The sequence below is a fragment of the Mesorhizobium sp. L-8-3 genome (assembly GCF_016756615.1).
In the GTDB taxonomy this organism is placed as follows: Bacteria; Pseudomonadota; Alphaproteobacteria; order Rhizobiales; family Rhizobiaceae.
The window spans coordinates 6,779,276-6,806,254 of sequence record NZ_AP023262.1 but is presented as its reverse complement, the minus strand read 5'-3'; the positions used below and the strand labels follow the sequence as shown (position 1 = coordinate 6,806,254).

25 protein-coding genes are annotated in these 26,979 nt (G+C 65.0%); 12 read left to right on the top strand and 13 right to left on the bottom strand.

What is annotated here, in order from left to right; all coding sequences use genetic code 11:
- Positions 1-8 precede the first annotated feature (8 nt).
- Entirely contained in the window at positions 9-389 is a 381-nt protein-coding gene (locus tag JN302_RS31630) for a helix-turn-helix domain-containing protein (RefSeq protein ID WP_202330308.1), read from the bottom strand.
- Positions 379-702 (bottom strand): type II toxin-antitoxin system HigB family toxin, encoded by a 324-nt coding sequence (locus JN302_RS31625; RefSeq protein WP_202330307.1) that lies wholly within the window; start codon positions 700-702, stop codon positions 379-381. The genes JN302_RS31630 and JN302_RS31625 overlap by 11 nt, the downstream gene beginning before the upstream one ends.
- Positions 703-746: 44 nt before the next feature.
- Between JN302_RS31625 and JN302_RS31620 the strand changes: the two genes are divergently transcribed.
- Complete coding sequence (locus JN302_RS31620) at positions 747-1,037, top strand: hypothetical protein (RefSeq protein WP_202330306.1); 291 nt, start codon at positions 747-749, stop codon at positions 1,035-1,037.
- Here JN302_RS31620 and JN302_RS31615 read toward each other — a convergent pair.
- On the bottom strand, positions 995-1,765 hold the full coding sequence (locus JN302_RS31615) for a L,D-transpeptidase (protein ID WP_202330305.1): 771 nt from the start codon (positions 1,763-1,765) through the stop codon (positions 995-997). The genes JN302_RS31620 and JN302_RS31615 overlap by 43 nt on opposite strands.
- 196 nt (positions 1,766-1,961) lie before the next feature.
- Between JN302_RS31615 and JN302_RS31610 the strand changes: the two genes are divergently transcribed.
- From JN302_RS31610 to JN302_RS31600, 3 genes are all read left to right on the top strand, one after another.
- Positions 1,962-2,609: a DNA-3-methyladenine glycosylase I gene (locus JN302_RS31610; RefSeq protein ID WP_202330304.1), complete on the top strand. Its 648-nt coding sequence runs from the start codon at positions 1,962-1,964 to the stop codon at positions 2,607-2,609.
- 128 nt (positions 2,610-2,737) lie between these two features.
- The gene (gene fumC / locus JN302_RS31605) at positions 2,738-4,129 is read left to right on the top strand and encodes a class II fumarate hydratase (protein ID WP_202330303.1); all 1,392 of its coding nucleotides are present in this window, start codon (positions 2,738-2,740) and stop codon (positions 4,127-4,129) included.
- A 230-nt stretch (positions 4,130-4,359) separates the two neighbouring features.
- Entirely contained in the window at positions 4,360-4,761 is a 402-nt protein-coding gene (locus tag JN302_RS31600; protein ID WP_202330302.1) for a DoxX family protein, read from the top strand.
- A gap of 125 nt (positions 4,762-4,886) precedes the next feature.
- Here the strand turns inward: JN302_RS31600 and hisG are convergent, their stop codons facing one another.
- The 4 genes from hisG to JN302_RS31580 all read right to left on the bottom strand — a co-directional run bounded on the left by hisG (position 4,887) and on the right by JN302_RS31580 (position 9,357).
- Positions 4,887-5,591, bottom strand: a complete 705-nt coding sequence (gene hisG / locus JN302_RS31595; RefSeq protein WP_202330301.1) for an ATP phosphoribosyltransferase — start codon at positions 5,589-5,591, stop codon at positions 4,887-4,889.
- Positions 5,588-6,709 carry an ATP phosphoribosyltransferase regulatory subunit gene (locus JN302_RS31590; RefSeq protein WP_202330300.1) on the bottom strand — a complete coding sequence of 374 codons (1,122 nt, stop codon included), beginning with the start codon at positions 6,707-6,709 and terminating at the stop codon, positions 5,588-5,590. Before JN302_RS31590 ends, hisG begins: the two co-directional genes overlap by 4 nt.
- A 208-nt stretch (positions 6,710-6,917) precedes the next feature.
- Entirely contained in the window at positions 6,918-8,414 is a 1,497-nt protein-coding gene (gene hisS / locus JN302_RS31585) for a histidine--tRNA ligase (protein WP_202330299.1), read from the bottom strand.
- 166 nt (positions 8,415-8,580) lie between these two features.
- Entirely contained in the window at positions 8,581-9,357 is a 777-nt protein-coding gene (locus JN302_RS31580) for an NIPSNAP family protein (protein ID WP_202330298.1), read from the bottom strand.
- Positions 9,358-9,452: 95 nt separating this feature from the next.
- Between JN302_RS31580 and JN302_RS31575 the strand changes: the two genes are divergently transcribed.
- Positions 9,453-10,043 carry a TetR/AcrR family transcriptional regulator gene (locus JN302_RS31575; RefSeq protein WP_244846056.1) on the top strand — a complete coding sequence of 197 codons (591 nt, stop codon included), beginning with the start codon at positions 9,453-9,455 and terminating at the stop codon, positions 10,041-10,043.
- Between the two features lie 22 nt (positions 10,044-10,065).
- Here the strand turns inward: JN302_RS31575 and JN302_RS31570 are convergent, their stop codons facing one another.
- From JN302_RS31570 to groES, 4 genes are all read right to left on the bottom strand, one after another.
- On the bottom strand, positions 10,066-10,587 hold the full coding sequence (locus tag JN302_RS31570; protein ID WP_202330297.1) for a class I SAM-dependent methyltransferase: 522 nt from the start codon (positions 10,585-10,587) through the stop codon (positions 10,066-10,068).
- Positions 10,588-10,882: 295 nt separating this feature from the next.
- Positions 10,883-11,863, bottom strand: a complete 981-nt coding sequence (locus JN302_RS31565; RefSeq protein WP_202308323.1) for an SGNH/GDSL hydrolase family protein — start codon at positions 11,861-11,863, stop codon at positions 10,883-10,885.
- A 218-nt stretch (positions 11,864-12,081) separates the two neighbouring features.
- Complete coding sequence (gene groL / locus JN302_RS31560) at positions 12,082-13,725, bottom strand: chaperonin GroEL (RefSeq protein ID WP_202308322.1); 1,644 nt, start codon at positions 13,723-13,725, stop codon at positions 12,082-12,084.
- A 62-nt stretch (positions 13,726-13,787) separates the two neighbouring features.
- Positions 13,788-14,084: a co-chaperone GroES gene (gene groES / locus JN302_RS31555; protein WP_106772100.1), complete on the bottom strand. Its 297-nt coding sequence runs from the start codon at positions 14,082-14,084 to the stop codon at positions 13,788-13,790.
- 252 nt (positions 14,085-14,336) lie between these two features.
- On the opposite strand from groES, the gene JN302_RS31550 reads away from it, so the two are divergent.
- The 3 genes from JN302_RS31550 to JN302_RS31540 are packed head-to-tail and all read left to right on the top strand — an operon-like array spanning position 14,337 to position 17,561.
- Positions 14,337-14,828, top strand: a complete 492-nt coding sequence (locus JN302_RS31550; RefSeq protein ID WP_202308321.1) for a MarR family winged helix-turn-helix transcriptional regulator — start codon at positions 14,337-14,339, stop codon at positions 14,826-14,828.
- A complete protein-coding gene (locus JN302_RS31545; protein WP_202308320.1) occupies positions 14,825-15,976 on the top strand; it encodes an HlyD family secretion protein in 1,152 nt (383 codons plus the stop codon). Before JN302_RS31550 ends, JN302_RS31545 begins: the two co-directional genes overlap by 4 nt.
- A gap of 46 nt (positions 15,977-16,022) precedes the next feature.
- Entirely contained in the window at positions 16,023-17,561 is a 1,539-nt protein-coding gene (locus tag JN302_RS31540) for a DHA2 family efflux MFS transporter permease subunit (RefSeq protein ID WP_202308319.1), read from the top strand.
- A gap of 100 nt (positions 17,562-17,661) precedes the next feature.
- Here the strand turns inward: JN302_RS31540 and JN302_RS31535 are convergent, their stop codons facing one another.
- Together JN302_RS31535 and JN302_RS31530 are read right to left on the bottom strand one after the other, a co-directional pair.
- Entirely contained in the window at positions 17,662-18,294 is a 633-nt protein-coding gene (locus JN302_RS31535; RefSeq protein ID WP_202330296.1) for a LysE family translocator, read from the bottom strand.
- Between the two features lie 146 nt (positions 18,295-18,440).
- Positions 18,441-20,396 (bottom strand): TadE/TadG family type IV pilus assembly protein, encoded by a 1,956-nt coding sequence (locus tag JN302_RS31530; RefSeq protein WP_202330295.1) that lies wholly within the window; start codon positions 20,394-20,396, stop codon positions 18,441-18,443.
- A gap of 340 nt (positions 20,397-20,736) precedes the next feature.
- Between JN302_RS31530 and JN302_RS31525 the strand changes: the two genes are divergently transcribed.
- From JN302_RS31525 to ileS, 4 genes are all read left to right on the top strand, one after another.
- Complete coding sequence (locus JN302_RS31525) at positions 20,737-21,597, top strand: TIGR01459 family HAD-type hydrolase (RefSeq protein WP_202308313.1); 861 nt, start codon at positions 20,737-20,739, stop codon at positions 21,595-21,597.
- A gap of 14 nt (positions 21,598-21,611) precedes the next feature.
- Positions 21,612-22,595, top strand: coding sequence for a bifunctional riboflavin kinase/FAD synthetase (locus JN302_RS31520; protein WP_202308311.1), 984 nt, complete (start codon positions 21,612-21,614; stop codon positions 22,593-22,595).
- 64 nt (positions 22,596-22,659) lie between these two features.
- The gene (locus JN302_RS31515; protein WP_244846054.1) at positions 22,660-23,568 is read left to right on the top strand and encodes a MipA/OmpV family protein; all 909 of its coding nucleotides are present in this window, start codon (positions 22,660-22,662) and stop codon (positions 23,566-23,568) included.
- Between the two features lie 330 nt (positions 23,569-23,898).
- Positions 23,899-26,859 (top strand): isoleucine--tRNA ligase, encoded by a 2,961-nt coding sequence (ileS, locus tag JN302_RS31510; protein ID WP_202330294.1) that lies wholly within the window; start codon positions 23,899-23,901, stop codon positions 26,857-26,859.
- Positions 26,860-26,979 lie beyond the last annotated feature (120 nt).

Below are 26,979 nucleotides of genomic sequence, written 5' to 3'. Positions count from 1 at the left end.
GGCGCCGCTCAGGCCGCTTCTTCATGGCGGGTTGGGCGGATCAGCACCTCGGCCGAGATGCCGAGCTTGTCGTGCAGACTACGGATCATCTCGATCGACAGACCCCGCTTCCGGTTGAGTATCTCGGAGGTGCGGTTGCGCGTGCCGAAGATCGGCTCCAGATCCTTGCGCGTGAGGCCCTGCTGCTCCATCCGAAACTTGATCGCCTCGATCGGATCGGGCGGGTCGATCGGATAGTGCTTCGCTTCATAGACCTCTATCAGTGTGGCCAGAACGTCGAGCCGGTCGCCGTCCGGCGTGCCGCTCTTCGCGCCCCACAGCCGCTCGACCTCGGCAAGGGACGCCTCATAATCCGCCTCGGTGCGGATCGGCTTCAGCTCACTTGTCATGCTTCACCTCCGTCACGTCGATCCTGTCGTAAGCCTGGTGTGTGCCGATCCACTTGATCCAGACGATGCCCTTCTCGAAGTCGACCGCCACCACGAGGCGATAGTCGTTGCCCTTGATGTTGAAGACGATCCGTCCGGCGCTGACGATGCTGGCCGTCGCATAGAGCCGCCTCACATCGGCGGAACTCGCCCAGTTCGCCTTGCTGACTTCATCGAACCAGGCATCGAGCGCGGCCTTCACGGCTCGCTGATCCTTCTGCCCCGCAAGGCTATCGACGAATTCCCGCAAGGTGCGGCGGGCGACGATCCTCATACTGAAGCCTTCTATCGCGATCCCGTATTGGGATCAAGATTGATATGGGACGTCCCGACGGAGAAAACCTCTATCTGGAATTCCAGACCACGAATGACGACACCACACCCTATGGCGCCTCGGCGGTCCTCACGCTGGGCGAGAAGCGCGGGCAGGTTCATGCAGAGTTGCGCGGTGACCTGATGCGCATTGTGGACATCGCCGGAACCGATCCCGAACGGAGCAGAACAAACCCTTATGATCCCGGTGGCTACGAGCCGGCGCAACCCGGGAGAGCCACCTCGCTACTCGCTCACATCACGACGACGGTCGTTCCGACCCCCACCCTTTCATAGAGATCGACCACATCCTCGTTGCGCATGCGGATGCAGCCCGACGAGACCGCGCCACCGATCGTCCAGGGCTGGTTCGTGCCGTGGATGCGATAGAGCGTCGAGCCGAGATAGAGGGCGCGCGCGCCGAGCGGGTTTTCCGGCCCGCCGGCCAGATGGGTCGGCAGGTGGCGGCCCTTTGCGCGCTCGCGCGCGATCATTTGCGCGGGCGGGCGCCAGTCGGGCCAGACCCGCTTGCTGGTGATCTTGTGGGTGCCGGCCCACTCGAAACCGGGTTTGCCGGTACCGACGCCGTAGCGGCGGGCCTTGCCCCCTTCCTGCACGAGATAGAGGAAGTTGTCGCGCGTATCGATGACGATGGTCCCCGGCTTGCGGCCGCCGTCATAGTCGACCATCTGCGGCAGGTATTTCGGATCGACCTGCGGCGCGCGCACCGCGCGCGGCTTCGCCGCCGGGACGCTGGCCGTCCGGAACGGAGAGACCTTCTGTCGGGTGCGCTTCACCTGTTGCGGCGCAGGCGTGCCGAACAGGCTCGGCCCACTCGCCTGGCTGCGCTGCCGCTTGGCCGCCATCGGCGAGCGGTTGTCGCGCAACTGCATCACCCATGGTGCCGAAAGATCGGGCGATATCATCACAGGCGGCCTTTCGGCATAGCGGTCACGGGACGCGGCCGGAAATGCCGACAGGGCGAGAATGGCCGCCGCGCCGGCAGCCAGAACGGATTTCAACATGGACTGGACCTCAAACAAACGTGCCCCCGAGGAAGGAAATCCCCTCGTTCGCGCCGATGGTGGCGGGAGGTGGCAACTGAAACGTGAATCGGAATGTCTAAAGAGCCAAACGCGTCGTAAAGCTTTTGGTGTGGTTACCGCCGGGTTCAGCAACCTGGTAAAGGCCGCGTGAAGCCTTTCAAAATCGCGTTAACGAATGGAATCCGAGATGCAGGAAAAGACCGGCTTGATCGTGGGAGACGACGGCGCGTTGCGCTGCTTCTGGCGCGGCAGCGACGAACTCTACGGCAGCTATCACGACCAGGAATGGGGCAGGCCGGTGGATGACGACCGGCGCCTCTTCGAGAAGATCTGCCTCGAGGGCTTTCAGTCCGGCCTTTCCTGGCTGACCATCCTGAGAAAGCGCGAGAATTTCCGCGCGGCTTTCGCCGGCTTCGACTTCCACGAGGTAGCCCGCTTCACGGACAAGGATGTCGAACGCCTGCTCGACGACAAGGGCATCGTGCGCCATCGCGGCAAGATCGAATCGGTCATCAACAACGCGAAGCGAGCGATCGAGCTGGTCGACGAGGCCGGTTCTCTCGCGGCCTGGTTCTGGAAGTTCGAGCCCGGCCCAGGCGAGCGTCCCGGGCGGGTCGATTATCCCACCCTGGTCGCCAACCCCACGACCCCCACCTCGACGCTGATCTCCAAGGAGCTGAAGAAGCGCGGCTGGACCTTCGTCGGCCCGACCACCGTCTATGCCTTCATGCAGGCCATGGGGCTCGTGAACGACCATATCGAGGGCTGCATTTGTCGCGCGTCCGTCGAGGAAGCGCGGCAGCGGTTTCGTCGCCCTCGATAGACTTCCGTCGCCCGCGTCGAAATCCGGGCCGGCCCTAATCGATTTTTCATTTGACCCGGCGGCGAAGCCGGTATTTGCAGCAAGGCGGAAAAAGAGCCGGCCTGCCGGCGCCCAACGGAAAGAGAGATATGACCACGACCCGTACGGAAACCGACACTTTCGGCCCGATCGACGTTCCGTCCGATCGCTATTGGGGCGCCCAGGCGCAGCGTTCGCTCGGCAATTTCAAGATCGGCTGGGAGAAGCAGCCTCTGTCGATCGTTCGGGCACTCGGTATCGTCAAGCGCGCCGCGGCAGAGGCCAATATGGCGCTCGGCCGGCTCGATCCGAAGGTCGGCGACGCGATCGTGGCGGCCTCTCAGGAGGTCATCGACGGCAAGCTGGACGAGCATTTCCCGCTCGTCGTCTGGCAGACCGGCTCGGGCACCCAGTCCAACATGAACGCCAACGAGGTGATCTCCAATCGCGCCATCGAGATGATAGGCGGGGAGAAAGGCTCCAAGAAGCCGGTCCATCCCAACGACCACGTCAATATGAGCCAGTCGTCGAACGACACCTATCCGACGGCCATGCACATCGCCTGCGCCGAGCGGATCATCCATCACCTGCTGCCGGCGCTGAAGCATCTCCATGCCGCTCTCGACGCCAAGGCGAAAGCCTTCCACCACATCGTCAAGATCGGCCGCACCCATACGCAGGACGCGACCCCGCTCACGCTGGGCCAGGAATTCTCGGGTTATGCCGCGCAGGTCGCCTCGTCGATCAATCGCATAGAGCTCACTTTGCCGGGCCTGCAGGAGCTCGCCCAGGGCGGCACGGCTGTCGGCACCGGCCTCAACGCGCCGATCGGCTTCGCCGAGAAGGTCGCCGAGCGCGTCGCCGACATCACCGGCATCGCCTTCACCTCGGCGCCGAACAAATTCGAGGCGCTGGCCGCGCATGATTCCATGGTGTTCTCGCATGGCGCGATCAACGCTGCGGCCGCCGCGCTGTTCAAGATCGCCAATGACATCCGCCTGCTGGGCTCGGGTCCGCGTTCGGGTCTGGGCGAACTGTCGTTGCCCGAGAACGAGCCGGGCTCGTCGATTATGCCCGGAAAGGTCAACCCGACCCAGTGCGAGGCGCTGACGCAGGTCTGCGTGCAGGTCTTCGGCAACAATGCCGCCCTTTCCTTCGCCGGCAGCCAGGGCCATTTCGAGCTCAATGTCTACAACCCGGTGATGGCCTACAATTTCCTGCAGTCCGTCCAGCTCATGGCCGATGCGGCTGTCTCCTTCACCGACAATTGCGTCGTCGGCATAGAGGCCCGCGAGGACAACATCAAGGCCGCCCTCGAGCGCTCGCTGATGCTGGTGACGGCACTCGCCCCGACCATCGGCTACGACAACGCCGCCAGGATCGCCAAGACGGCGCACAAGAACGGCACCACGCTGCGCGAGGAGGCGCTCGCGACCGGGCTGGTGACCGAGGCCGACTACGACCGGCTGGTACGTCCCGAGGACATGACCCATCCCGGCTGACCCGGATTTGCGCGGGCGCCGCCAAAAATAGCCGTCGCCCTTCGACCCGGGGGAATTTCCGAACTGGGCGACGATCTTCAGGTCCGCTCATCCCGGTGAACTTGGAGCAGGTGAACGATCTTCAGCGATCGTTCACCTACGTTGAACGAAGCGTTCGGAAATTGCCGGCTCGCCGCTGGAATGGAATTCGGGTAGTTCAGACCTACGATCCTTCCACCGGAGAGAGTCTTATGTCGAACAACCTCATCCTTCTTGTCGGTCGCTTACTTCTTTCGATCATGTTCATCCTCTCGGGCCTGCAGAAGTTCGGCGGCATCGAGGGCACGGCGGGCTACATAAGCTCGGTCGGCCTGCCGGCGGGAACGGCGTTGGCCTGGCTGGCGGCGCTCTTCGAGACGCTTATCGGCATCGCCATCCTCGTCGGCTTCCAGACCAGGGCAGCCGCTCTGCTTCTTGCCGCCTTCTGCGTGTTCACCGGCCTCGTCTTCCACTACGCCCCGGCCGATCAGATGCAGATGATAATGTTCATGAAGAACGTGACCATCGCGGGCGGCCTGCTGGCGCTCTTCGTCGCCGGGCCCGGCGCCTTGTCGGTCGACGCCCGTCGCGGTGGTGCAGCCGCCTACGCCTGACAGATTGTTCGGCTCCCACAAAAGGGCCCGGGTCGCGAGATCCGGGCCTTTTGCGTGTTGAATGCTCGGCCTTGGAGCGGGGAGCCTGTCGGGGAAAAGAGTTCGGGTCTGCGGGGGCGAAGCGCTCAGGCGTCTACCGTTGCCGCAACCTTCGCGACGATATCTGCCAGAAGGGCCTCGTCGGCCGCGTCCCGGGCCTTCCTGGATGACACCAGGCAGGCCTGCGATTCCAGGATGACGCCATCGGACAGGATCTTGAGATGATTGGCGCGCAAGGTCGAGCCGGTGGTCGTGATGTCGACGATGATGTCGGCCGAGCCCGCGGCCGGCGCCCCCTCGGTGGCGCCGAGGCTCTCGACGATGCGGTAGACCTGGATACCGTGCTTCTGCGAGAAGAACTGCTGCGTCAGCCGCCAGTATTTCGTCGCGATCCGCAGGCGCCGGCCGTGACGCTGCCGGAAGATCGCCGCGACGTCGTCGAGGTCGGCCATGGTGTCGACGTCGAACCACATATCGGGCACCGCCACCACCACGTCGGCCCGGCCAAAGCCGAGCCGGGCCGAGATCGCGGCGCGGTCTTCCCAATTCGCGACGGTCTCGCGCAGCAAGTCCTCGCCGGTCACGCCGAGGTCGACCGAGCCGCTTCCCAGTTCGCCGGCGATTTCGGACGCTGACAGGAAGGCGATGTCGATGTCGTCGCGCCCTTCGATGCGGGCACGGTATTTGCGCTCGTCGTCGGGCAGAACGACGGAAAGCCCCGCCGCGGCCAGCGCTTCGAGCGCCTGTTCCTTGAGCCGTCCCTTGGACGGCAGCGCCAGCGTCAGGCTCATAGTCCGTCCTCGCGCAAAGCTCCGATGCGGTCGAGCCAGGCCGAGAAGCCGACGCCGGGAATGGCCTCCTTGGCGCCCAGGAGCGTGAGCAGCCGGTCGTAGCGGCCGCCGCCGACCAGCGGCCGGTCCGTGCCGCCGGCCGAAATCTCGAAGACGAGGCCGGTGTAATAGTCGAGGGGCCGGCCGAAGGCCGCATCATAAATGATCGTGTCGGCGGAAAGGCCGTGGGCGGCGATCGCCTCGGCGCGGGCTGCGAAATTGTCGAGTGCTGCCCCCAGGGACAGCCGGGCTGCGGAGGCGAAAGCGGCGAGCGCGCCCGCGGCCCGGTCGAGAGGCGCCTTGATGGCAAGGAAATCCTTCAGCGCGTCGAAAGCTTCGCTCGACAGGCGCACGCTTCTCAACTCGGCCTTTTCGATGAGACGGCGCGCGATTTCGGCCGGCGTGCGACCCGCCGAGGACGACAGGCCTGCGGCCTCCATGCCGGCCGCGACATGGGCTGCCAGCCTCTCCGGGTCGCCTTCGGCGACGAGAGCGGCGACCGAAGTGGGCAGTTCGCCGTTGCGGGTCGGATTGGCGAGGTCGGCGAGCGCGGCCTCCAGCAACGCCGTCGAGCCGAAAGCCCGCGCCAGCCGCATGCGCCAGCCGCGTGGCAGACCGAGCGCGGCGAGCACCGCCTCGAACACCGTCTGGTCGCCGAGCACGATTTGCAAGGCATGGTCCGGCAAAGCGAGCGCCAGCAGGGCATGGGCGTCGGCCAGCGACCGCGCGTCGGCGCGCGGCGTGTCGGTGTCGCCGAGATCCTCGATGCCGGCCTGGAAGAATTCGTTGCCGCCTTCGCGGCGCTGGCGGAACACCTCGCCCAGATAGGAATAGCGGCGGGGGGTGCCCGCCTGGCTGGCGATATGGTCGAGACAGACGGGAATGGTGAATTCCGGGCGCAGGCACAAGGTCGCGCCGGTTTCGCTTTCCGTGAGGAAGATCCTGCGGCGCAAATCCTCGCCCGCCATGTCGAGGAAGGGATCGGCCGGCTGGATGACCGGCACGTCGACGGCTACCGCGCCGCGCTCGGCGAACAGTTTTTGGATATCGGGCGCGAAGGCGGGATAGCGTGGGGTCATGAGAGGTACGCCGCTCTCTCCCCCCTTGAGGGGGAGATGGCTGCGCAGCAGCCAGAGGGGGTGCACGCAGCAGTGCTCGGCGCCAAATAGAGGTCGCGCCTAGCGGTGGTGACCCCACCCGGCCGCGGAGCCTGTCCTCGGGCTTGCCGGAGGCAAGACCCGTGGGCGGCCACCCTCCCCTCAAGGGGGAGGGGAAGCGAATCGCATGTCATGCGGGACCCCGCTCTTTCGCCTGCGCGGCGAGGATCTTCTTCACCGCCGCCACCATCTCGCCTTCGGCGACGGTGATCTGGGCGGGACGGCCCTCGCGCCACGCCTTGTTGTCGGTGACCTCCTCCGCGAGCCGTGCGCCTTCGACGAGGTCCTTGATCTGCACCGTGCCGGTGGCGCGTTCGTCGCCGCCCTGGATGACGACGCATGGCGCTCCGCGACGGTCGGCATATTTCATCTGCGCCTTCATGCCGGCGCCGCCGAGATAGAGCTCGGCACGGATCTTCGCGCCGCGAAGTTCCGCCACCATCTTCTGGTATCGGCCAAGGCTCTCGGTATCCCGGTCCATGACCAGCACGACGACAGGTGCGACCACGTCGGAGATGTCGAGCTTGCCGAGGTTCTTCAGCGCCGTCATCAGGCGCGATACGCCGATGGAGAAGCCGGTCGCCGGCACCGGCTCGCCGCGGAAGCGCGAGACCAGCCCGTCATAGCGCCCGCCGCCGCCGACCGAGCCGAAACGCACGATCTGTCCCTCGTCATTGGGTATCTCTGCGAGCAGCTCGGCCTCATAGACGGGGCCGGTGTAATATTCGAGGCCGCGCACCACGGACGGGTCGATCTTGATGCGGTCCGGCCCGTAGCCGGCCGCGCGCACCAGAGCTTCGATCTCGTCGAGCTCGGCGAAGCCGGCCCTGGCCGTGGCGCTGGCTTCCGCGATCGCGGCGATATCGCCGCCTGCGGATCCGGCCTGCCTTTCGACGACCGACATGACCTGCGCAGTCTGGGCATCGTCCAGCCCGGCGCCCCTGGTGAAATCGCCGCTTTCGTCGAGCCTGCCCTTCCCCAGCAGGAGCCGCACGCCCTCCGGCCCAAACTTGTCGAGCTTGTCGATGGCCCTCAGCACCGTCAGTCGTCGCCCGGCATTGTCGTCGCCGCCGAGGCCGATCGCCTCCATCACGCCGTCGAGAACCTTGCGGTTGTTGACGCGGATCACATAGTCGCCGCGCCCGATGCCGAGCGCCTCCAGCACGTCGGCCATCATCATTGCCATCTCGGCGTCGGCGGCGACACCGGGCGTGCCGACCGTGTCGGCGTCGAACTGCATGAACTGGCGGAAGCGTCCGGGTCCCGGCTTCTCGTTGCGGAACACCCAGCCGGAACGGTAGCTGCGATAAGGCTTGGGAAGGCGCTCGAAGTTCTCCGCCACGAAGCGGGCCATCGGTGCGGTCAGGTCGTAGCGCAGCGACAGCCAGTGCTCGTCGTCGTCCTGGAACGAGAAGACGCCTTCGTTCGGGCGGTCCTGATCAGGCAGGAACTTGCCCAGCGCGTCAGTATATTCGATCAGCGGCTGGTCGACGGGCTCGAAGCCGTAGAGTTCGTAGACCTCGCGGATGCTGGCCATCATCCGTTCGACGGCGCGGATATCCTCGGCAAACCGATCGACGAAACCGCGCGGCAGCCGCGCCTTCATTTTTTCCGATCTGTCGGCCATGGATTACTCGCCAGCGTCCTGTCCTTGAAATGCCGTCGGATACGGGGACACCCCCTGTCCTTCGCGGGGGTGTCCTAACCGATGCGACCGAGAGCGGCAAGGGCGAGGCTCGGGGCGGACGGGTCGAAACGCCAAAGGCCGCCCCGGACGCGGCGGAGCGGCCGGGTCAGGCCGTCGGCCTCCCCAGCAGCGAGCGTGCGGTGGGCAACAGCCGGAAATCCTCCGGCCTACGGCTGCGGTATGAAGCGAGCCGTGTCTCGATGGCGCGCCAGCCGGCATCATCGCCTGTCGCGTCACCATGGCGATCGAGCGCGTCGGTGCCGGCAAACTCCTGAAATGTCGCCAGCACGTTCTCGCCTTCCCGCACAGGAAGACGCGGAAAAGTGTTCTCGGCATGGTTGGAGACGAAGATGCCGCCCAGCGGGGCGCCGAGCCGGGCGAGAAGCGGAGCCGCCTCGTCCCGGAATGCCGTGATAAAATCCTCCGTTGCTTCCTGCCTGATATGGTGGACCCTGACCAGCACCGCCGGGCTCTTTTTGTCAGGCGCCGGGGCCGAATCCTCGCGCGGGCCTCGCGCCCGGCCCTTGAGGTCGAAGCCGGCGCCGGCCCAGGCCGGCTGCAGGAGCAGCACATTGTCGGAGTCGATCATGGTGGCGTTGGCCTCGTCCTTGTGCGCGGCCCAGACCGGGCCGCCATAGAAATCGGCCAGGGCCTGCCGTCTCGTTTCCATGCTCTCGAAGCCGCGCAGCCAGACGAACCGATCCGGTCGATCAGGGTCGCGGAACTGCCCGACGACGTTCATTCCGGTCTCCTCCTGCGTCTCGACGAATTCGCGGTCGAAGAGCCTGATCAGTTTCTCCCGTCCGCCGGGGCGGAGCGTGTATTCGCGAAGCTCGACCACCGGCGCGCACCGGCCGACTCCGCTCATTTCAGGATGGCTCATCTGTTCCTCCAAAACAAACCGGTTGACCTGTTTAAAACAGACCGGTTGCCCGGTTTTGTCAATCTGATATTTGTGGGCTCCAACAGGATACTGCCATGCCGAAGACGCCGAGAACGCGCACCAACGACCCCGAAGCCATGCGCCGCAAGGTTCTTGACGTCGCGGAGGAGGCCTTCCAGGCGAAGGGCTACCATGCCACCAGTCTGGGGGATCTGATGCAGGGCGCCGGCGTCACCGGCGGCGCCTTGCACCACCATTTTCCGACCAAGAAGGCGATCGGTCTCGCCGTCATCCGCGAACGTGTCGCCGGGGCTGTGGAGGACACCTGGATACGGCCGATCGAAGCAGCGCCGTCGGCGCGCCAGGGCGTGAAGGATGTGTTCACGTCAGTGGCTGATCAACTGGACCGTCAAGGATTTGTCCGCGGGTGCCCGCTCAACAATCTGGCGCATGAACTGTCGCTCGCCGACCCGGAGTTCCGCGCCGCGCTGGCCGACGTCCTTGCACGCTGGCGCGGTGCGCTCGCCGACAAGATCCGCTCGGACCAGCAAGCGGGCCGCGAGGAAGACACCGATCCGGAACGCTTTGCCGTCCTGGTCGTCGCCACTTATTCCGGAGCGATGGCGATGGCCAAGACCATGCAGGACGCAGGCCCGCTCAGGATGTGCGGCGTGGCCGCGCATTAATCCAAAGCAAGGGTGGAGTGCCTCACGCCGGGTTTGCGACGATGCAGACCCCTTGCGCGGAGCCGAGCACGATGAAGGTCTTGTGCGCGACCCGGAAGCCGTTGGCTTCGAGGTTCGCGGCGAGCTTTTCCGCGATGGGCTCGGCCTGGGCGGGCGAGGGCGGTTCGAAGAACAGAAAAAGCTTGCCCTCGGCGTCGATGAGCCGCCGCAGGGCCGCCAGTTCGCGGGCCGGCTTCAGCCGGAACAGATTGACGTTGACCGCAAGGATTCGGTCGAAGGTCTTGCCGCCGAAATCCGCCGAGGCCAGTTCCGCCTGCCGGATCGCGATCTTGCCGGAGGCAATGTGCCCGGCGTTGCGCGCACGCGCTGCGGCGACCATCTTGTCGGAGCGGTCGATCGCAGTGATCGTTCCCGTCGTCAGCCTCTCAGCAAGCAGGGAGAGAAGCACGCCATGGCCGCATCCGACTTCGAGGATATGGTCGGCGGGCCCAGGCGCCAGCGTCGCGGCCGCCCATTCGAGCCTTTCGGGAGTCTTGTCGGCCATATGTCGATGCTTCCCCTCCTCAACCACGTCGCCCGAAGGGCGTACCGGCAGGCTAGGCGATCGTTCCGGCGCGAGGAAGTCGCAACCTCATGACGCTTCCGCGGGCGGCCCGGAGCGCGCGAAGAGGTGACTCGTCGTCATCGTAGACCTTTCGGCCGTTCAAAACCTGTCCTCCGACAGGTCGAAATGGACCCGCAGACGCTATCGCGTATCGGCTTGCAGCCACTGCGGCGAAAGTGTTCCGGTGATCCGAGCCGATCGGCACAAAAGTCGTCCCGGCCGAAGCTCTTGCCACTCAGACAGCGGGCGAATTCGCACCGATCGCTCCGGCAAAAGCGGTCGCCACTTTCCTGGCGCCCCTCGTGCTGGGGTGGATTTCGTCCGAGTGCCAGTCGCCGGCAGCCGTCACCTTCGTCCTCAGATCGACATAGACGATATTGGCGCGTGCCGCGGCGAAACTCTGGAGCGCGGCGTTGAACCTCCCCACCATGTGGGCGACGATCGCCCTGGCGAGCGGCCCGACGGTGGCGGGATCGAAGCCCAGCGCCTCCAGCCGCCGTCCGAGATATCTGCCGTTCGGCTTGGGAATGGCGTTGGCGTATGCGTGAACGTAAAGCACGGTCCGCGAGCCTCGCGCCTGCCGCACGTCGTCGGCGAGTTCCTGATAGCCGGAAATGATCTCCTTGACCTTGCTCGTGAAGGACGGTTTTACGTAGCCGGGCGCATGCGCCGGATCGGTGTCTCCCGGAGTCCGCGTCTTCACATATTTGCCGATCGAGCCCAGCACGTCGTTGCCGCCGCCCGAGAACAGGAAATGCCGGAAATTTCCGGATTCGAGCTTCTGCACATATTGCTTCTGCTTGAGCATGTTCTCCAGCGTGTCGCCCCACATCGCCACGCTTGAGACGTTGAAGGTTTCCCGCAGGATGTCGACCGCGTCCCTGGGCATGAAGATATCGGGCAGATTGAACCAGGAATCGCCCTCCACGAGTATCTTGACCGGGGCCGCGGGCGCCTCCTGCGAAGGGGCTGGCTTCTCCCGCCGGGTGCTCGTTGCCTGATTGAAGATTTCGGCTACTTCCCGATCGGGCAGTTCCTTGCCGTCGGTGTCCACTCGAGCATAGTCGAGCTGGATTGCCGGGGCGAAGGCTTTGCTCCTGTATTCGTCCAGCCTGAAGTAGGATCGCAGATCCTTGTCCGTGAGCGTGCCCTTGGCGGCGCGTTTCTTGAGCTGGTCAAGTGTGATGCGCTTTCCGGAAGATTTTGCGGCGGCCATGCGTCCCTCCAGTGTTCGATCGATCGAAGATCGTAAGGGAAGTATACAGCATTCACTGGGTTCTTGAAGTGTAGGCGGGAGGACTTCAGCTTGCCCGGGTTGATCGATCTTGATAATTCTTCCTAGGTCGAAGGAAAGAAGCCTTCTGTTGCGCAGTCGCCAAAGAAAAAGGGCGCCGAGAGGCGCCCTTTCCGAATTTCTGTGACAGAATGGACTTCTTAGAAGTCCATGCCGCCCATACCGCCCATGCCGCCGCCGGGCATCGCCGGAGCCGGCGAGTCCTTCTTCGGGGCTTCGGCGATCATGGCCTCGGTGGTGACCAGCAGGCCGGCGACCGAAGCGGCGTCCTGCAGCGCGGTGCGCACGACCTTGACCGGGTCGACGATGCCGAGCGCGATCAGGTCGCCATACTCGCCCGTCTGGGCGTTGTAGCCGAAGGTCGCGGTCTTGTTCTCGAGGATCTTGCCGGCGACGATCGAAGCCTCGGCGCCCGCATTGGCCGCGATCTGACGGCACGGAGCCTGCAGGGCGCGACGCACGATGTTGATGCCGGCGTCCTGGTCGGCATTGACGCCCGAAGACTTCAGGCCGGCCGAAGCGCGCAGCAGGGCCACGCCGCCGCCCGGAACGATGCCTTCCTCGACGGCCGCGCGGGTCGCGTTGAGGGCGTCGTCGACGCGGTCCTTCTTCTCCTTGACCTCGACCTCGGTCGCTCCGCCGACGCGGATGACGGCAACGCCGCCGGCCAGCTTGGCGAGACGCTCCTGGAGCTTCTCACGATCGTAGTCGGAGGTGGTCTCCTCGATCTGCTGCTTGATCTGGGCGACGCGGCCCTGGATCTCGGCCTTCTTGCCGGCGCCGTCGACGATGGTGGTGTTCTCCTTGGAGATCGACACCTTCTTGGCGCGGCCGAGCATGTTGAGGCCGACATTCTCGAGCTTGATGCCGAGGTCTTCGGAGATGACCTGGCCGCCGGTGAGGATCGCGATGTCCTCGAGCATGGCCTTGCGGCGATCGCCGAAGCCCGGAGCCTTGACGGCGGCGATCTTCAGGCCGCCACGCAGCTTGTTGACGACGAGCGTGGCGAGCGCCTCACCCTCGACGTCTTCCGAGATGATGAGGAGCGGCTTGGAGGTCTGCACGACGGCCTCGAGGACCGGCAGCATGGCCTGGAGATTGGAGAGCTTCTTCTCGTGGAGAAGGATGTAGGCGTCTTCCAGCTCGGCGACCATCTTGTCCGGGTTGGTGACGAAATACGGGCTGAGGTAGCCGCGGTCGAACTGCATGCCTTCGACGACTTCGAGTTCGGTCTCGGCGGTCTTGGCTTCCTCGACCGTGATGACGCCCTCGTTGCCGACCTTCTGCATGGCCTCGGCGATCATCTTGCCGATCGCGTCTTCGCCGTTGGCCGAGATCGTGCCGACCTGGGCAACCTCTTCCGAGGTCTTGATCTTCTTGGCCTTCTTGATGAGGTCGGCGACCACGTCGGCGACGGCAAGGTCGATGCCGCGCTTCAGGTCCATCGGATTCATGCCGGCGGCCACCGCCTTGGCGCCTTCCTGGACGATCGCCTGGGCGAGAACCGTCGCGGTCGTGGTGCCGTCGCCGGCGATGTCATTGGTCTTCGAAGCGACTTCGCGGACCATCTGGGCGCCCATGTTCTCGAACTTGTCCTCGAGTTCGATCTCCTTGGCGACGGTGACGCCGTCCTTGGTGATGCGCGGCGCGCCGAACGACTTGTCGATGACCACGTTGCGGCCCTTGGGGCCGAGCGTGACCTTCACCGCGTCGGCGAGGATGTTCACGCCGCGCAGCATGCGCTCGCGGGCGTCGCGGGAGAATTTTACGTCTTTTGCAGCCATGTTTAAGCTCCTGGGCAATTGGCCCGAAATTCAGATTGATGGTGCGGATGTCTTGGGCGTGATCAGCCGATGATGCCCATGATGTCGGATTCCTTCATGATCAGAAGGTCTTCGCCATTGAGCTTCACTTCGGTGCCCGACCACTTGCCGAACAGGACGCGGTCGCCGGCCTTGACATCGAGCGGAACCAGCTTGCCGCTCTCGTCGCGGGCGCCCGAGCCGACGGCGATGATCTCGCCTTCCTGCGGCTTCTCCTTGGCGGTGTCGGGGATGATGATGCCGCCTTTGGTCTTCTCCTCGGATTCGACCCGGCGAACGACCACGCGGTCATGAAGCGGGCGGAACTTCGACTTTGCCATCTTGTTAGATCCTCGATCGGATGTTGAGAGAAATCCTCCGTCCGGTGGCCCGGACTATCGTTAGCACTCACCCGAGAGGAGTGCCAACGTGGCGGTGAGATAGTGGCTGGGTTTTTTGGAGTCAAGCATGTAGAGCCAAAACTTGCGAAGGAAAGCGCGGCGGAGGGAACCGTTTTGCGCAAAGCGTCGATCGAGCGGTTGTGACGAAGCCGGCCACTTGAATAATAAGCACGCTCATTATATATCACGCTCATGACAACGGAAGGCATCGAAAGGCTCGGTTTCCTCCTCCACGACGCTGCGCGTCTGCTGCGCAAGCGCTTCGAGGCGAGGGCCAGCGGCTATGGGCTGTCCGCGGCCCAGTGGCGGCTGCTCGTGCGCTTGGTGAAGGAGGAGGGTGTCGCGCAGGCGCGGCTCGCCGAACTGCTCGAAATCGAGCCGATCAGCGTTTCCCGTCTGCTCGACCGCATGGAAGAAGGTGGCTGGATCGAACGCCGCCAGGACGCCAACGATCGCCGCGTGCGCATGATCTTCCCGACTGCCAGGAGCCGCGCGGCGTTCGCCGAGGTCAAGAGCATGGCGGGCGAAGTTTACGAGGATGCCCTGGCGGGGCTTTCGCCTCAGGCCCGGAAGGCGACGATCGACGGCCTTGTCGCGATCGTCGACAATCTCTCCGACGGCGAGACGCCGCCGTCGGCGGAGCCGGGCCCGGCGAAGGATGTGGCGAAGGAAAAAAAGGCATGAGTGCGGTGGAGAAGGTGAACGAGGCCGGTCCCGCGGCGAGATCGGAAGCGCCGGCAACGCCGGCGCCGGTGACGTCGCTGCAGCTCGTGCAGCCGGCGCCGAGGCGCAAGCTCGGTCGCGCGCTGCTTATGGCCCTGCTGCCTGTGGCGCTCGTGGTGGGCGGCGGTTATGTCTGGGTTACCGGCGGACGCTACCAGGAAACCGAGAACGCCAATCTGCGGCAGGCCAGGGTGTCGATCGCCTCGGAAGCGACGGGTCGGATCGTCGAGGTCGACGTCGCCGACAATGCGATGGTGAAGGCCGGCGACGTGCTCTTCGTCGTCGATCCGGAGCCTTATCGCATTGCGCTCTCCGAGGCCAACGCGGCCCTCGCCGCAGCACGCCTTCAGGTCGAGCAACTGCGCGCGGCCTATAGCCAAGCAGTCGCCCAGGAGCGTGTGGCGTCGGGCGAACTCGACTATGCCAAGGCGCAGTTCGACCGCATCACCGATCTCGCCGACAAGGGCATCAGCGCGAAGGCCACGCTCGATGCCGCGCAACGCGACGTCGATAAGGCGCGTGAGGAACACGCCGCCGCCCGGCAGGGCATCGCCAGCGCGCGCGCCGCGATCGGCGGCGACCCTGACATCGCGACGGACAAGCATCCGGCCGTGCTTTCGGCTCTCGCCGCGCGCGACAAGGCCGCCTATGCGCTGAGCCAGACCACGGTGCGGGCACCCGCCGACGGCATGGTCTCGCAGGCCTCGTCCTTCAAGCTCGGCCAGTTCGTTGCATCAGGCACGCCGCTGTTCAGCCTGGTCGAGACCGGCGACACCTGGGTCGAGGCGAATTTCAAGGAGACGCAGCTCACCAACATGAAGCCCGGGCAGAAGGCCGAGATCGTGCTCGACACCTATCCCGGCCACGCCTTCGAGGCGACGGTGGAAGCGATCGGCGCGGGCACCGGAGCCGAATTCTCGCTGCTGCCTGCCCAGAATGCCACCGGCAACTGGGTCAAGGTCACGCAGCGCATCCCGGTGCGGCTCAAGCTCGACACAGCGGGAGCCGATCTCGCGCTGCGCACGGGCATGAGCGCTACGGTATCTGTCGACACCGGCGTCAGCCGCGGCTTCGGCAGCCTGCTCGGCTCGGCCAACGCGGCGGAATAGGTTTTCCCCGGCCGGAGATCCCTTTCCGGCCGACAGGGATGCTGCCATGAGCCAGTCCTCGACCCGAAGCGCCGAAGACGTCCCCCATCGCGGGCTGATCACCATTTCGATCATGCTGGCGACGGTGATGCAGGTGCTCGACACCACCATCGCCAATGTCGCGCTGCCCTCGATGGTTGGCGACCTCGGTGCGTCCCAGGACACGATCAACTGGGTGCTGACCTCCTATATCGTGGCGGCCGCCATCATGACGCCGGTCACGGGCTGGCTGTCCGACCGGATCGGCCGCAAGGAGCTTTTCCTCGTTTCGGTGGTCGGCTTCACGATCACGTCGATGCTCTGCGGCATGTCATGGAGCCTGGAGAGCATGGTGCTTTTCCGCCTGCTCCAAGGCGTGTTCGGGGCGGCGATCGTGCCGCTCTCGCAGACCTTCCTGCTCGACATCAACCCCAAGGAGCGCCACGGCCAGGCCATGGCCATGTGGGGTGCGGGCATCATGGTCGGCCCGATCATCGGTCCGACGCTGGGCGGCTGGCTGACCGAGAGCTTCAACTGGCGCTGGGTCTTCTTCATCAATCTGCCGGTCGGCATCATCGCGCTGCTCGGCTCGGCCGCCTATCTGCCCTCCGTCGCCCGGCGCCTGCGCGGCTTCGACTTCTTCGGCTTCGCCATGCTGTCGCTCGGTGTCGGCGCGCTACAGCTCATGCTCGACAGGGGCGCCGAGGTCGACTGGTTCTCCTCGCCCGAAATCTGGATCGAGCTCGGCCTTTCGCTCACCGGCTTCTGGGTCTTCGTGATCCATCTGGCGACCGGCGAGAACACCTTCATCGACCGCAAGATCTTCGCCGACCGCAACTTCGTGACCGGCCTTGTGTTCATCTTCGTCATCGGTGTCATCCTGCTGGCCAGCCTCGCCCTGCTGCCGCCGATGCTGTCGAACATCTTCGGTTATCCGACGATCACCACCGGCCTCGTCATGGCCCCGCGCGGCGTCGGCACGATGATCTCAATGATCCTGGTCGGTCGCCTCGTGCGGCTCGTCGACGCCCGCTATCTGGTGGTGACCGGGCTCGTGCTGACGGCTTACTCGCTTTACGTGATGACCGGCTTCTCGCCGCAGATGGACAGCTATCTCATCATCGAGAGCGGCGTCGTCCAAGGGCTTGGCCTGGGACTGGTCTTCGTGCCGCTGTCGACGGTCGCCTTCGCCACGCTGGACGCGCGTTTCCGCACCGACGCGACGGCGCTCTTCAGCCTCGTGCGCAACATCGGTTCGTCGATCGGCATTTCGATCGTCATCGTCGTCCTGACGCGCAACACGCAGATCAATCATGCCGAGCTGGCCCAAGCCATCACGCCCTTCAACCCGAACCTGTGGGCATCGTCGCCCTCTGCCGCGGGCGGTGACCCCGCCGCGCTCACCCAGCTCAACGGCCTCGTCACCCAGCAGGCTCTGATGATCTCCTATGTCGACGACTTCAAGCTGATGATGATCGTCACGCTCTGCGCCATGCCGCTGGTGTTCCTGCTGCGCAAGCCCCGGGCGCCGGCGCAGGGCGGCGCACCGGCGGCACATATGGACTGAGCGGCGACCGACGGTCGTCCCACTGTCGCGGTCTTCAACATGGCTCTGTCAGCAGATCTGCGCCCGGGCCGGCATGACGCTGGAGGTCAATCGCGAACCCCTACCGCCGGGCCTCTGTGGCCATCCTGACAGCCAGCCCGGCCAGCACCATGCCCATCAGCCAGCGCTGGACGATCGCCCAGAAGGGCCGGCCGGTGAGGAACGCCGCGATCGAGCCGGCCATCACCGCGATGATGGCGTTGACGGTCACGCTGACCGCGATCTGCATCGCGCCGAGCATCAGGAGCTGGCCGAGCACACTGCCATTGTCGGGCGTCACGAATTGCGGCAGCAGCGAAAGATACATCACCGCGATCTTGGGGTTCAGCAGATTGGTCAGCAAACCCATCGTAAACAGCCGGCACGGACTGTCCTTGGGCAGGTCCTTGACCTGGAAGGGCGAACGGCCGCCTGGCCGTACCGCCTGCCAGGCCAGCCACAGGAGGTAGAGCGCCCCGCCGAAGCGCAGCGCGTCATAGGCGTAGGGCACAGCCAGCAGCAGCGCGGTGATGCCGAAGACCGCGCAGACCAGATAGAAGACGAAACCGAGCGCCACTCCGCCGAGCGAGACAAGCCCGGCCATGCGGCCTTGCGAGATCGACCGCGAGATCAGGTAGATCATGTTCGGCCCCGGCGTGAGCACCATGCCGAGCGCGATCAGGGCAAAGGCGACGAGATTGGTCGGTTCCGGCATTGGAGGTCCCCGCAAGAGGCGCGACTATGCCGATGCCGGAAGTGCCGGGCAAGATCGCTATCGGCGCGAAACGCCTCCGCGCTGGAAAAAGCTTCGACCAAACGGGTATTCCAGAAAAATCCAGTGTCCAAGGAGGCGCCGGCCGATCAACTCACGATCCGCAGGTTCGACAGTTCGTCGGCGATCTCCTTGAACTTTTCCGCGAGATCGCTCCCGGTGGCGTTGTAATAGAGCTTCTTCGGCTTGCCGTCGTCACCCTTGCGGAAGCGCGATTCCGACGCGCAGGCCTCCAGCGCTTCGATCGCCTTCTTCTCGCTGGACTTCGACAGGCTGAGGTCGAGCGACACCGTCATGATGATCACGCCCGCCGCCTTGGCGTTGGTGCAGACCGTCTGCATCTGCTCGTCGAGGGCGCGCGTATAGTTGGAGGAGTCGTAGCTCGTCTTGCCGACGTTGCTGCTCGTATCCATGAACAGGCGGGTTATGCTGGCGGCTTCGTATTTTTGGCCAGTGTAGCCATAGGCCGCGTAGGTCGAGCGCAGCTCGGCGGGGTCGGTGCTCCCGAGGTCGCCATAGGTGTTGGCGCCGTCGGTCAGCACGATCACGACCTTGTCGTTGCCCTTCTCGGTTTCCTTGCGGCCTTCCGTGAAGGGCGCGCCGCTGGAAACGACGCGCCAGCCCCAGGCCGTGCCCTCCGGCACATTGGTGTTGCCGCTGGGCACCATGGCGTCGATCGCATCGACAATCGTCTTCTCGCCCTCCGCCACGGTGATGTCCTGGAGCGGGGTGATCGGATTGGTCGTGCAGGAGAAGTTGGGGCCATAGCCGGAGCCGGCGGAAGCAGTGCCGTAGGGCTTCACACGAAAATATTTGCGCGGGTCCTTCAGGCGCGACTTGGCGTCGGAGTTGTCGTCCCAGTCGCTCCACCAGTTGTTGTTGTAGCCGAAGCTCGACTTGTCGAAGAGATTAGGCATGCCGTCACGATCTGTGTCGAACCACAGATGCTTCGGTTCGTCCGGCGCGAACATCGGCACGAAAAGCGTTGCGGGGTTGGACGTTGTCGGTGTCGCGTCATTGTTGTTGTAGGGCGACGGCCGCGCCTCGACGCAGCCCTGCCAACTCGCATAAGGACCGTATTCGTAGATGTATTCGGGTTCGTTCTTATACCTCTCGCACGAGTTGCCGTCCGAACTGGGCTTGGCGCAAACGCGGCGACTCGTATTGGGAATAGCCTCGCGATCGGTTTCGGCCGTAATGTCGGCATAGAGGCTGAAACGGGTCAGAGGCCGGTCCTGAGAAGCCCCCCAATCCACGCCCCGCTTGTACCAGACGCCGCCCGAGAACTCCGCGTACTTCTTTGGATTTTTTGCATAATCCATCCAAGTCCAGTCGAAATTCTCATGGTGGATCGGCGAGATGCCCGTCGTGTCCATCCACGGCTCGTTGTCGCTGGAAGGGGAGATGTTGACCGATGCCGCGAAAGGCACGAGCCCGAACTGCACCGGCTTGTCGACCTGCTTCATCATTACCGCCTGCTTGGAAAGCGTCGTGATAAGCTGCTTGGCTGCAGCCTTCAGCAGGGTGATGCGTTGCTGCCCCGTGCCGCTGCCGGTGTAGTTCATGGAGCCGGAATTATCGAGGACCAGTGCGACCTCGAGCGTGTTCTTGAGCCGGACCTCCGACTGCGCATCCATCGCCAGCGTCGTCGTGCCGTCCGCGTCGGTCTTGCCGATCAGCGCCGCGAAGGCGGGAAAGAAATAGGGCCGGTATTTCAGCTTTGCGCTGAGTTTCAGCGTGCCGCCGCCGGTATTGTTCTGCGGCAGCACGATCGAAAGCGTCGCATCCTCCGGGCTGACCGAACCGAGATTGGTTTCGAAGAAATCCTTGGCATAGGCCTTGACCTCGGTCTCCGTCGCACCCGACAGGATCCGGTGCGCCGTCGCAATGCCGGCCGCATCAAGTGCGTTGAGCGTGTCGTGCCGCTGGCGGCTCATCTGGCCGTAGTCGACGGCCAGCGCCAGGCCGCCCATGATCGGCACTGTCGCGATGGCGGTCATCATCGCATAGTTGCCGCGTATGTCCCGCAGGAACCGACGGATCATTGCCTTACCCCAAGACAGCCCGATACCGCCGGAAGTCATCGCAGAAATACTTGAATTCCGAGTTTTGAAGATAGCTCGAAAACGAGGGTGCTTCTTCAGCCTTTGTTCACCATGGCGGATCCTCGGTCGGACGGCTCCGTCGGATCCATGAGACTTCCGCCACCGGAAAGCTGGTGACAGGCCGGGCGCGTTCGGCTAATCCCTGCGGGCCTGCGTCCCGCCGGCCGGGGCGCCGAAGCGCCACGTCCCGTGCGAGCCTGGGCTATTGGACATTCGCGTGGTGCCTTCCGAATGGCGGAGACCTGCCGGAGGAACGACGCGGCAAGACTTGGAAGACAGCATGGCAGCCACGCCGCCCGCGATAGGATCCCTCGACGAACTGACCGGCCGCTACGCGGCCATCTTCTGCGACGTCTGGGGCGTCCTGCACAATGGCGTTCAGCCCTCCATGGAGGCTGCGGCGGCCCTCGCGGCGGCGCGCAGGAAGGGGCTGGCCGTGGTGCTGATCACCAATTCGCCGCGCCCCAGCCCCAGCGTGGTCGCCCAACTCGCTGCGATCGGCGTGCCCGCCGATGCCTGGGATGGCATCGTCACCTCGGGGGACGTCACGCGCGACCTGATCGCGGAGGCGCCACGGCGGATCTTCCATATCGGCGCCGAGCGTGACCTGCCGATCTTCGATGGGCTGGACGTCGAGCTGGTCGAGGACTTCGAGGCTTCGGTTGTCGTCTGCACCGGCCTCGTCGACGACGACACCGAGACGCCCGACGATTATGCGGAGCTGCTGCGCCGCCTGCGCGCCCGCGATCTCCCGTTCATCTGCGCCAATCCCGATATCGTCGTCGAGAAGGGTGAGAGGCTGCTGTGGTGCGCCGGTGCGCTGGCGCGGGACTATGGCCAGCTCGGCGGCCGCACGTCGATCGCCGGCAAGCCGCACAGCCCGATCTATGACGTCGCGCTCAAATCCGCGTCCGACGTGCTGGGGCGGCCGGTCGGCCGCGATGAGGTGCTGGCTATCGGCGACGGCGTTCTGACCGATGTGAAGGGGGCGGTCGCCAACGGCCTCGACGTGCTCTTCGTCACGGCCGGCATCCATGTCCGCGACTATGGCGATCCCGATTCGCCCGACGCCGCCCTGCTGGCGGCCTTCCTCGAAAAGCACGGCCACGAGCCGGTCGCCTATATACCGAGACTGAGATAGAAGGAACGACAGCGGTGCCCCGTTTCCGACGCATCGGCGATCCGTCCGCGCTGCCCGGCGAATTGCGGGGCGGTGTGGTGGCAATCGGCAATTTCGACGGCGTGCATCGCGGCCATCAGGCGGTTCTCGACCGTGCGCTCACCGAAGCCAGGCGCCGCGACGTTCCGGCCCTGGTGCTGACCTTCGAGCCGCACCCGCGCACCGTGTTCCGGCCGGATGTGCCGCTGTTCATCCTCACCCCCCCGCCGGTCAAGGCACGGCTCATCGCCGAACTCGGCTTCGACGCGGTCGTGGAACAGGGCTTCACCCGCAGCTTCGCCTCCAACTCGGCCGAAGATTTCGTCACCGGCGTGCTCGACCGCGGGCTGGGCATCAGTCACGCCGTCACCGGTTTCGACTTCCATTTCGGCAAGGACCGGCAGGGCGGTCCGGCCTTCCTGATGGCGTCGGGTGAAAAGCACGGCTTCGGGGTGACCCTGGTCGACGCCTTCCGCGACGAAGGGACGGAAGTGATCTCGTCGAGCCGTATCCGCCAGCTTCTTGCCGATGGCGAAGTCGCGGAAGCTGCCGGATTGCTGGGCTACCGCTATACCGTCGAGGCGGAAGTAACCGGCGGCAGGAAGCTCGGCCGTACGCTGGGATTTCCCACGGCCAATATGAAGCTCACTCCGAGCGTGGCGCTCAAGCACGGCATCTACGCCGTGCGTTTCCGCCGGGCCAATGGGGCGCTCCATGACGGCGTCGCAAGCTTCGGGCGGCGCCCGACGGTGGACGATGATGGCGCGCCGCTCCTGGAGACCTTCGTCTTCGACTTCGAGGGCGATCTTTATGGCGAGGTCTGTTCCGTCTCCTTCTTCGGCTATCTGCGCGGCGAGGAGAAGTTCCATGGGCTCGACGCCCTCGTCGCGCAGATGAAGCGCGACGAGGCCGAGGCCCGGGCCCTGTTGTCAGGCGTGCGGCCGCTATCGGCGCTCGACCTGACTGTCGCCTTTCCCTGACCGTCGACCGGACCGCGCGCATTTAATCCAAATTTTACCGAGCTGCCGCAGAACGGGGCGATTGATGCATCTTCTGGTTGTCACCGGATCGATGCGGTCAAAGGTCAAGGGGGCAGCCGTCGCCGACGCGCAACTCTTCGGCCTGCAACGGAGCGCGGGGCTGTTCATCGTGTCGAAGCGTCTATTGGGTCGTGCGTTGCCCGGCCTTTGTCTCGTGCTGTCGGTTTCGTGCGCCCATGCGGGCGAGAACTGGTTCTCCGGCGACTGGTATTTGACCGTCGGCGCGTCGGGATTCATCGCACCCGAATATGAGGGCGCCAGGAAATATCTGCTCGGGGTGTCGCCGCTCGTGTCGCTCGGACGTGCCGGCACCGAAACACGATTCTCGTCCCGCAACGACAATATCTCCATCGCCTTCATCGATACCGGTGCCGTGCGTGCCGGTGCCACCGGCAAGATCGTCTTTGAGCGCAGCACGGATGAATCTGACGACCTCGCCGGCCTGCAGCCGGTGGAATGGGGTGCCGAGGTTGGCGGCTTCGCGGAAGTCTATCCGACGGATTGGCTGCGTGTGCGCGGTGAAGTGCGACGCGGTATCCGCGCCCATGACGCCATCGTCGGCGACATCCAGGTTGACGCCTTCGCCGACGTCACGCCGACAGTGCGCGTTTCCGGCGGACCGCGCCTCTCCGTCGCGACCAGCGACTATTTCGAGACCTATTACGGCGTCGATGCGGCCGGTGCCGCCGCGACTGGCCTCAGCGCCTACGACCCCGGCGCTGGCCTGGAGTCGGTCGGCGTCGGCGGCGCGGTCACCTGGAAGACCACCGACAAGATCACGACCAGCCTGTTCGGCGAATATGCGCGGCTGCAAGGGCCGGCCGCTGCGTCGAACCTGGTGAAGGAGCGCGGTTCGCCGAACCAGTTCCTTCTTGGCCTTTCGGCGACCTATCGATTCGATTTCTCGCTGTAGTCGCCGCGCAGTTGCACGTGCTGATACGGGGACGAGAGCAGGTGGCCTGCGCCCGGCCGTCGGCGCCGTGCTGGAGTTCGCAGCGATAGGCCACACGATCTCGCACAACAGTAGGGTTCCGGCCTTTCCTTCGCGGCCTCCTTCCGTTAAATAGCGCGGCCATGACGAGCTTCGCGCCCTTCGCGATACGAATTACGTGCCCGGTGTTCCGGGCGGCCTGACGGTCGCCGGAGCCGCCGGGATTTTTGCGCGCCCTCTCGCGCTTTCTTCAAATCATGATAGTTGGACGCCTGAGGCTTTTTCGCCGCCGGCAATGCATATGGCAGAACGATGACCGACACCGCCGAGAAGATCGACTATTCGAAGACGCTCTATCTGCCGCAGACGGAGTTTCCGATGCGGGCCGGGCTGCCCGAGAAGGAGCCGCTGCTGGTCAAGCGCTGGCAGGAGATGGATCTCTACCGCAGGCTGCGCGAGGACGCCGCTGGGCGCAGCAAATATGTGCTGCATGACGGCCCGCCCTATGCCAACGGCAACATCCATATCGGCCACGCGCTGAACAAGGTGCTGAAGGACATCATCACCCGCTCCTTCCAGATGCGGGGCTACGATTCCAACTACGTTCCGGGCTGGGACTGCCACGGCCTGCCGATCGAGTGGAAGATCGAGGAGCAATACCGCGCCCGGGGGAAGAACAAGGACGAGGTTCCCGTCAACGAGTTCCGCAGGGAATGCCGCGACTTCGCCGCCCACTGGATCAAGGTGCAGACCGGGGAGTTCCAGCGGCTCGGCGTGGTCGGCGATTTCGACAACCCCTATACGACCATGGCTTATCACGCCGAGGCGCGGATCGCAGGCGAACTGCTGAAATTCGCCATGTCGGGCCAGCTCTATCGCGGCTCCAAGCCGGTGATGTGGAGCGTGGTGGAGCGCACTGCGCTGGCCGAGGCCGAGGTCGAGTATCAGGACTACGAGTCCGATACGATCTGGGTGAAGTTCCCGGTCGCGGCGAGTGGCGGCGGAGCTGGGCAGGACGGTGTCGACGGTGCCTTCGTCGTCATCTGGACGACCACGCCCTGGACGATCCCCGGCAACCGGGCGGTCAACTATTCGCCGCGCATCAGCTACGGCCTCTATGAGGCGACCGCCGCCGAGAACGATTTCGGACCGCGGCCGGGCGAACGGCTGATCTTCGCAGATGCGCTGGCCGAGGAGGCATTCGCCAAGGCAAAGCTCCAGTACCGTCGCTTGCGCACCGTGCCGGCCGAGGAACTCGCCGGGATCACACTCGCACACCCGCTCGAGGGTTTCGGAGGCGGCTACGAGTTCCCGGTGCCGATGCTCGCCGGCGACCATGTCACCGACGATGCCGGTACCGGCTTCGTGCATACGGCGCCCGGCCACGGCCGCGAGGACTTCGACGCCTGGATGGAAGCGGCCGCCGCGCTCGTCAAGCGCGGCATCAACACGCGGCTGCCCTTCACGGTCGACGATGCCGGCTTTTTCACCAAGGATGCGCCGGGCTTCGGGCCCGACCGCGAAGGCGGGGCGGCGCGCGTCATCGACGACAACGGCAAGAAGGGCAATGCCAACCAATGCGTCATCGATGCGCTGATCGTGCATTCGATGCTGTTCGCACGCGGTCGCCTGAAGCACTCCTACCCGCATTCCTGGCGGTCGAAGAAGCCGGTGATCTTCCGCAACACGCCGCAATGGTTCGTCTATATGGACAAGGAACTGCACGGTTTCGGCCTCGAGCCCGGCGCCCCGAGGCCGTCTCCCGACACCTTGCGCAACAGGGCGCTTGCGGCGATCGACGCCACCCGTTTCGTTCCGGCGGGCGGCCAGACGCGGCTTCGCGCCATGATCGAGGAGCGGCCGGACTGGGTGCTTTCGCGTCAGCGCGCCTGGGGCGTGCCCATCGCCATCTTCGCCGACGAGAACGGCGAGGTGCTGAAGGACGCCGAGGTCAACGTCCGCATCATGGAGGCCTTCGAGACCGAGGGCGCCGACGCCTGGTTCGCCGAGGGCGCCCGCGAGCGCTTCCTGGGCAGCCGCGCCAACGAGCCGTGGACGCAGGTAATGGACATCCTCGACGTCTGGTTCGATTCGGGTTCCACCCACGTCTTCACGCTGGAGGACCGTCCGGACCTCAAATGGCCCGCCGACGTCTATCTCGAGGGTTCCGACCAGCATCGCGGATGGTTCCACTCCTCGCTGCTCGAAGCCTCCGGCACGCGTGGTCGCGCGCCTTACGACACGGTCGTCACCCATGGCTTCACCATGGACGAGGAAGGCCGCAAGATGTCGAAGTCGCTCGGCAACACCGTCGTGCCCCAGGACGTGATCAAGCAGTCCGGCGCCGATATACTGCGGCTGTGGGTTGCGACGACGGACTATTGGGAAGACCAGCGGCTCGGGAAGAACGTGCTGCAGACCAACATCGACGCCTATCGCAAGCTGCGCAACACGATCCGCTGGATGCTCGGCACGCTCGCCCATGATACGGGCGAAAGCGTGCCGCTCGGCGAGATGCCGGAGCTGGAGCGGCTGATGCTGCACCGCCTCGCCGAGCTCGACGAACTCGTGCGCGCCGGCTACGACGCCTTCGATTTCAAGCGGATCGCCAGGGCGCTGCTCGACTTCATGGTGGTCGACCTGTCTGCCTTCTATTTCGACATCCGCAAGGACGCGCTCTATTGCGACGCGCCGTCCAGCGTCAGGCGCAAGGCGGCTGTCGAGGTGGTGCGCCATCTGTTTGACAGTCTGGTCACCTGGCTGGCGCCGATGCTGCCTTTCACGACGGAGGAGGCCTGGCTCGAGCGTTACCCCGAGGCGCGCTCGGTGCATCTCGAACAGTTCCGTGTGGTCCCGGCCGAATGGAAGGACGAGGCCTTGGCCGAGAAGTGGCGCAAGGTCCGCCAGGTCCGCCGCGTCGTCACCGGCGCGCTCGAGATCGAGCGGGCGAAGAAGACGATCGGCTCCTCGCTGGAAGCGGCGCCCGTCGTGCATATCACCGATGCGGAACTCTTGCAGGCGCTGGACGGTCTCGATCTCGCCGAGATCAGCATCACAAGCGACATTTCGGTGTCGGACAAGCCGGTTTCGGGTGACGCCTTCACGCTCGACGAGGTGAAGGGCGTGGCCGTGGTGCCGGGCCTCGCATCGGGCCGCAAATGCGCGAGGTCCTGGCGCTTCACCGACGATGTCGGCGCCGATCCGGCATTCCCGGATGTCTCGGCGCGCGACGCCGCGGCGCTCCGTGAACTCCGGGCGCTGGGGCGGATCTGACCGGAAATCGACCGGCCTGACCGGTCGTTGCCCTTCTCGGCGGCTTGGGGTAAAAGCCGCCGAGACCTCGTCATGCCACGTTGTCGCCGGATTTTTGGGCGAAGAGCAGTGGTTAATTAT

Coding starts and splice junctions, on each gene's coding strand:
- JN302_RS31630 (WP_202330308.1), bottom strand. CDS start 389: ATGACAAGTGAGCTGAAGCCGATCCGCACCGAGGCGGATTATGAGGCG.
- JN302_RS31625 (WP_202330307.1), bottom strand. CDS start 702: ATGAGGATCGTCGCCCGCCGCACCTTGCGGGAATTCGTCGATAGCCTT.
- JN302_RS31620 (WP_202330306.1), top strand. CDS start 747: ATGGGACGTCCCGACGGAGAAAACCTCTATCTGGAATTCCAGACCACG.
- JN302_RS31615 (WP_202330305.1), bottom strand. CDS start 1,765: ATGTTGAAATCCGTTCTGGCTGCCGGCGCGGCGGCCATTCTCGCCCTG.
- JN302_RS31610 (WP_202330304.1), top strand. CDS start 1,962: ATGGAATCCGAGATGCAGGAAAAGACCGGCTTGATCGTGGGAGACGAC.
- fumC (WP_202330303.1), top strand. CDS start 2,738: ATGACCACGACCCGTACGGAAACCGACACTTTCGGCCCGATCGACGTT.
- JN302_RS31600 (WP_202330302.1), top strand. CDS start 4,360: ATGTCGAACAACCTCATCCTTCTTGTCGGTCGCTTACTTCTTTCGATC.
- hisG (WP_202330301.1), bottom strand. CDS start 5,591: ATGAGCCTGACGCTGGCGCTGCCGTCCAAGGGACGGCTCAAGGAACAG.
- JN302_RS31590 (WP_202330300.1), bottom strand. CDS start 6,709: ATGACCCCACGCTATCCCGCCTTCGCGCCCGATATCCAAAAACTGTTC.
- hisS (WP_202330299.1), bottom strand. CDS start 8,414: ATGGCCGACAGATCGGAAAAAATGAAGGCGCGGCTGCCGCGCGGTTTC.
- JN302_RS31580 (WP_202330298.1), bottom strand. CDS start 9,357: ATGAGCCATCCTGAAATGAGCGGAGTCGGCCGGTGCGCGCCGGTGGTC.
- JN302_RS31575 (WP_244846056.1), top strand. CDS start 9,453: ATGCCGAAGACGCCGAGAACGCGCACCAACGACCCCGAAGCCATGCGC.
- JN302_RS31570 (WP_202330297.1), bottom strand. CDS start 10,587: ATGGCCGACAAGACTCCCGAAAGGCTCGAATGGGCGGCCGCGACGCTG.
- JN302_RS31565 (WP_202308323.1), bottom strand. CDS start 11,863: ATGGCCGCCGCAAAATCTTCCGGAAAGCGCATCACACTTGACCAGCTC.
- groL (WP_202308322.1), bottom strand. CDS start 13,725: ATGGCTGCAAAAGACGTAAAATTCTCCCGCGACGCCCGCGAGCGCATG.
- groES (WP_106772100.1), bottom strand. CDS start 14,084: ATGGCAAAGTCGAAGTTCCGCCCGCTTCATGACCGCGTGGTCGTTCGC.
- JN302_RS31550 (WP_202308321.1), top strand. CDS start 14,337: ATGACAACGGAAGGCATCGAAAGGCTCGGTTTCCTCCTCCACGACGCT.
- JN302_RS31545 (WP_202308320.1), top strand. CDS start 14,825: ATGAGTGCGGTGGAGAAGGTGAACGAGGCCGGTCCCGCGGCGAGATCG.
- JN302_RS31540 (WP_202308319.1), top strand. CDS start 16,023: ATGAGCCAGTCCTCGACCCGAAGCGCCGAAGACGTCCCCCATCGCGGG.
- JN302_RS31535 (WP_202330296.1), bottom strand. CDS start 18,294: ATGCCGGAACCGACCAATCTCGTCGCCTTTGCCCTGATCGCGCTCGGC.
- JN302_RS31530 (WP_202330295.1), bottom strand. CDS start 20,396: ATGATCCGTCGGTTCCTGCGGGACATACGCGGCAACTATGCGATGATG.
- JN302_RS31525 (WP_202308313.1), top strand. CDS start 20,737: ATGGCAGCCACGCCGCCCGCGATAGGATCCCTCGACGAACTGACCGGC.
- JN302_RS31515 (WP_244846054.1), top strand. CDS start 22,660: ATGCATCTTCTGGTTGTCACCGGATCGATGCGGTCAAAGGTCAAGGGG.
- ileS (WP_202330294.1), top strand. CDS start 23,899: ATGACCGACACCGCCGAGAAGATCGACTATTCGAAGACGCTCTATCTG.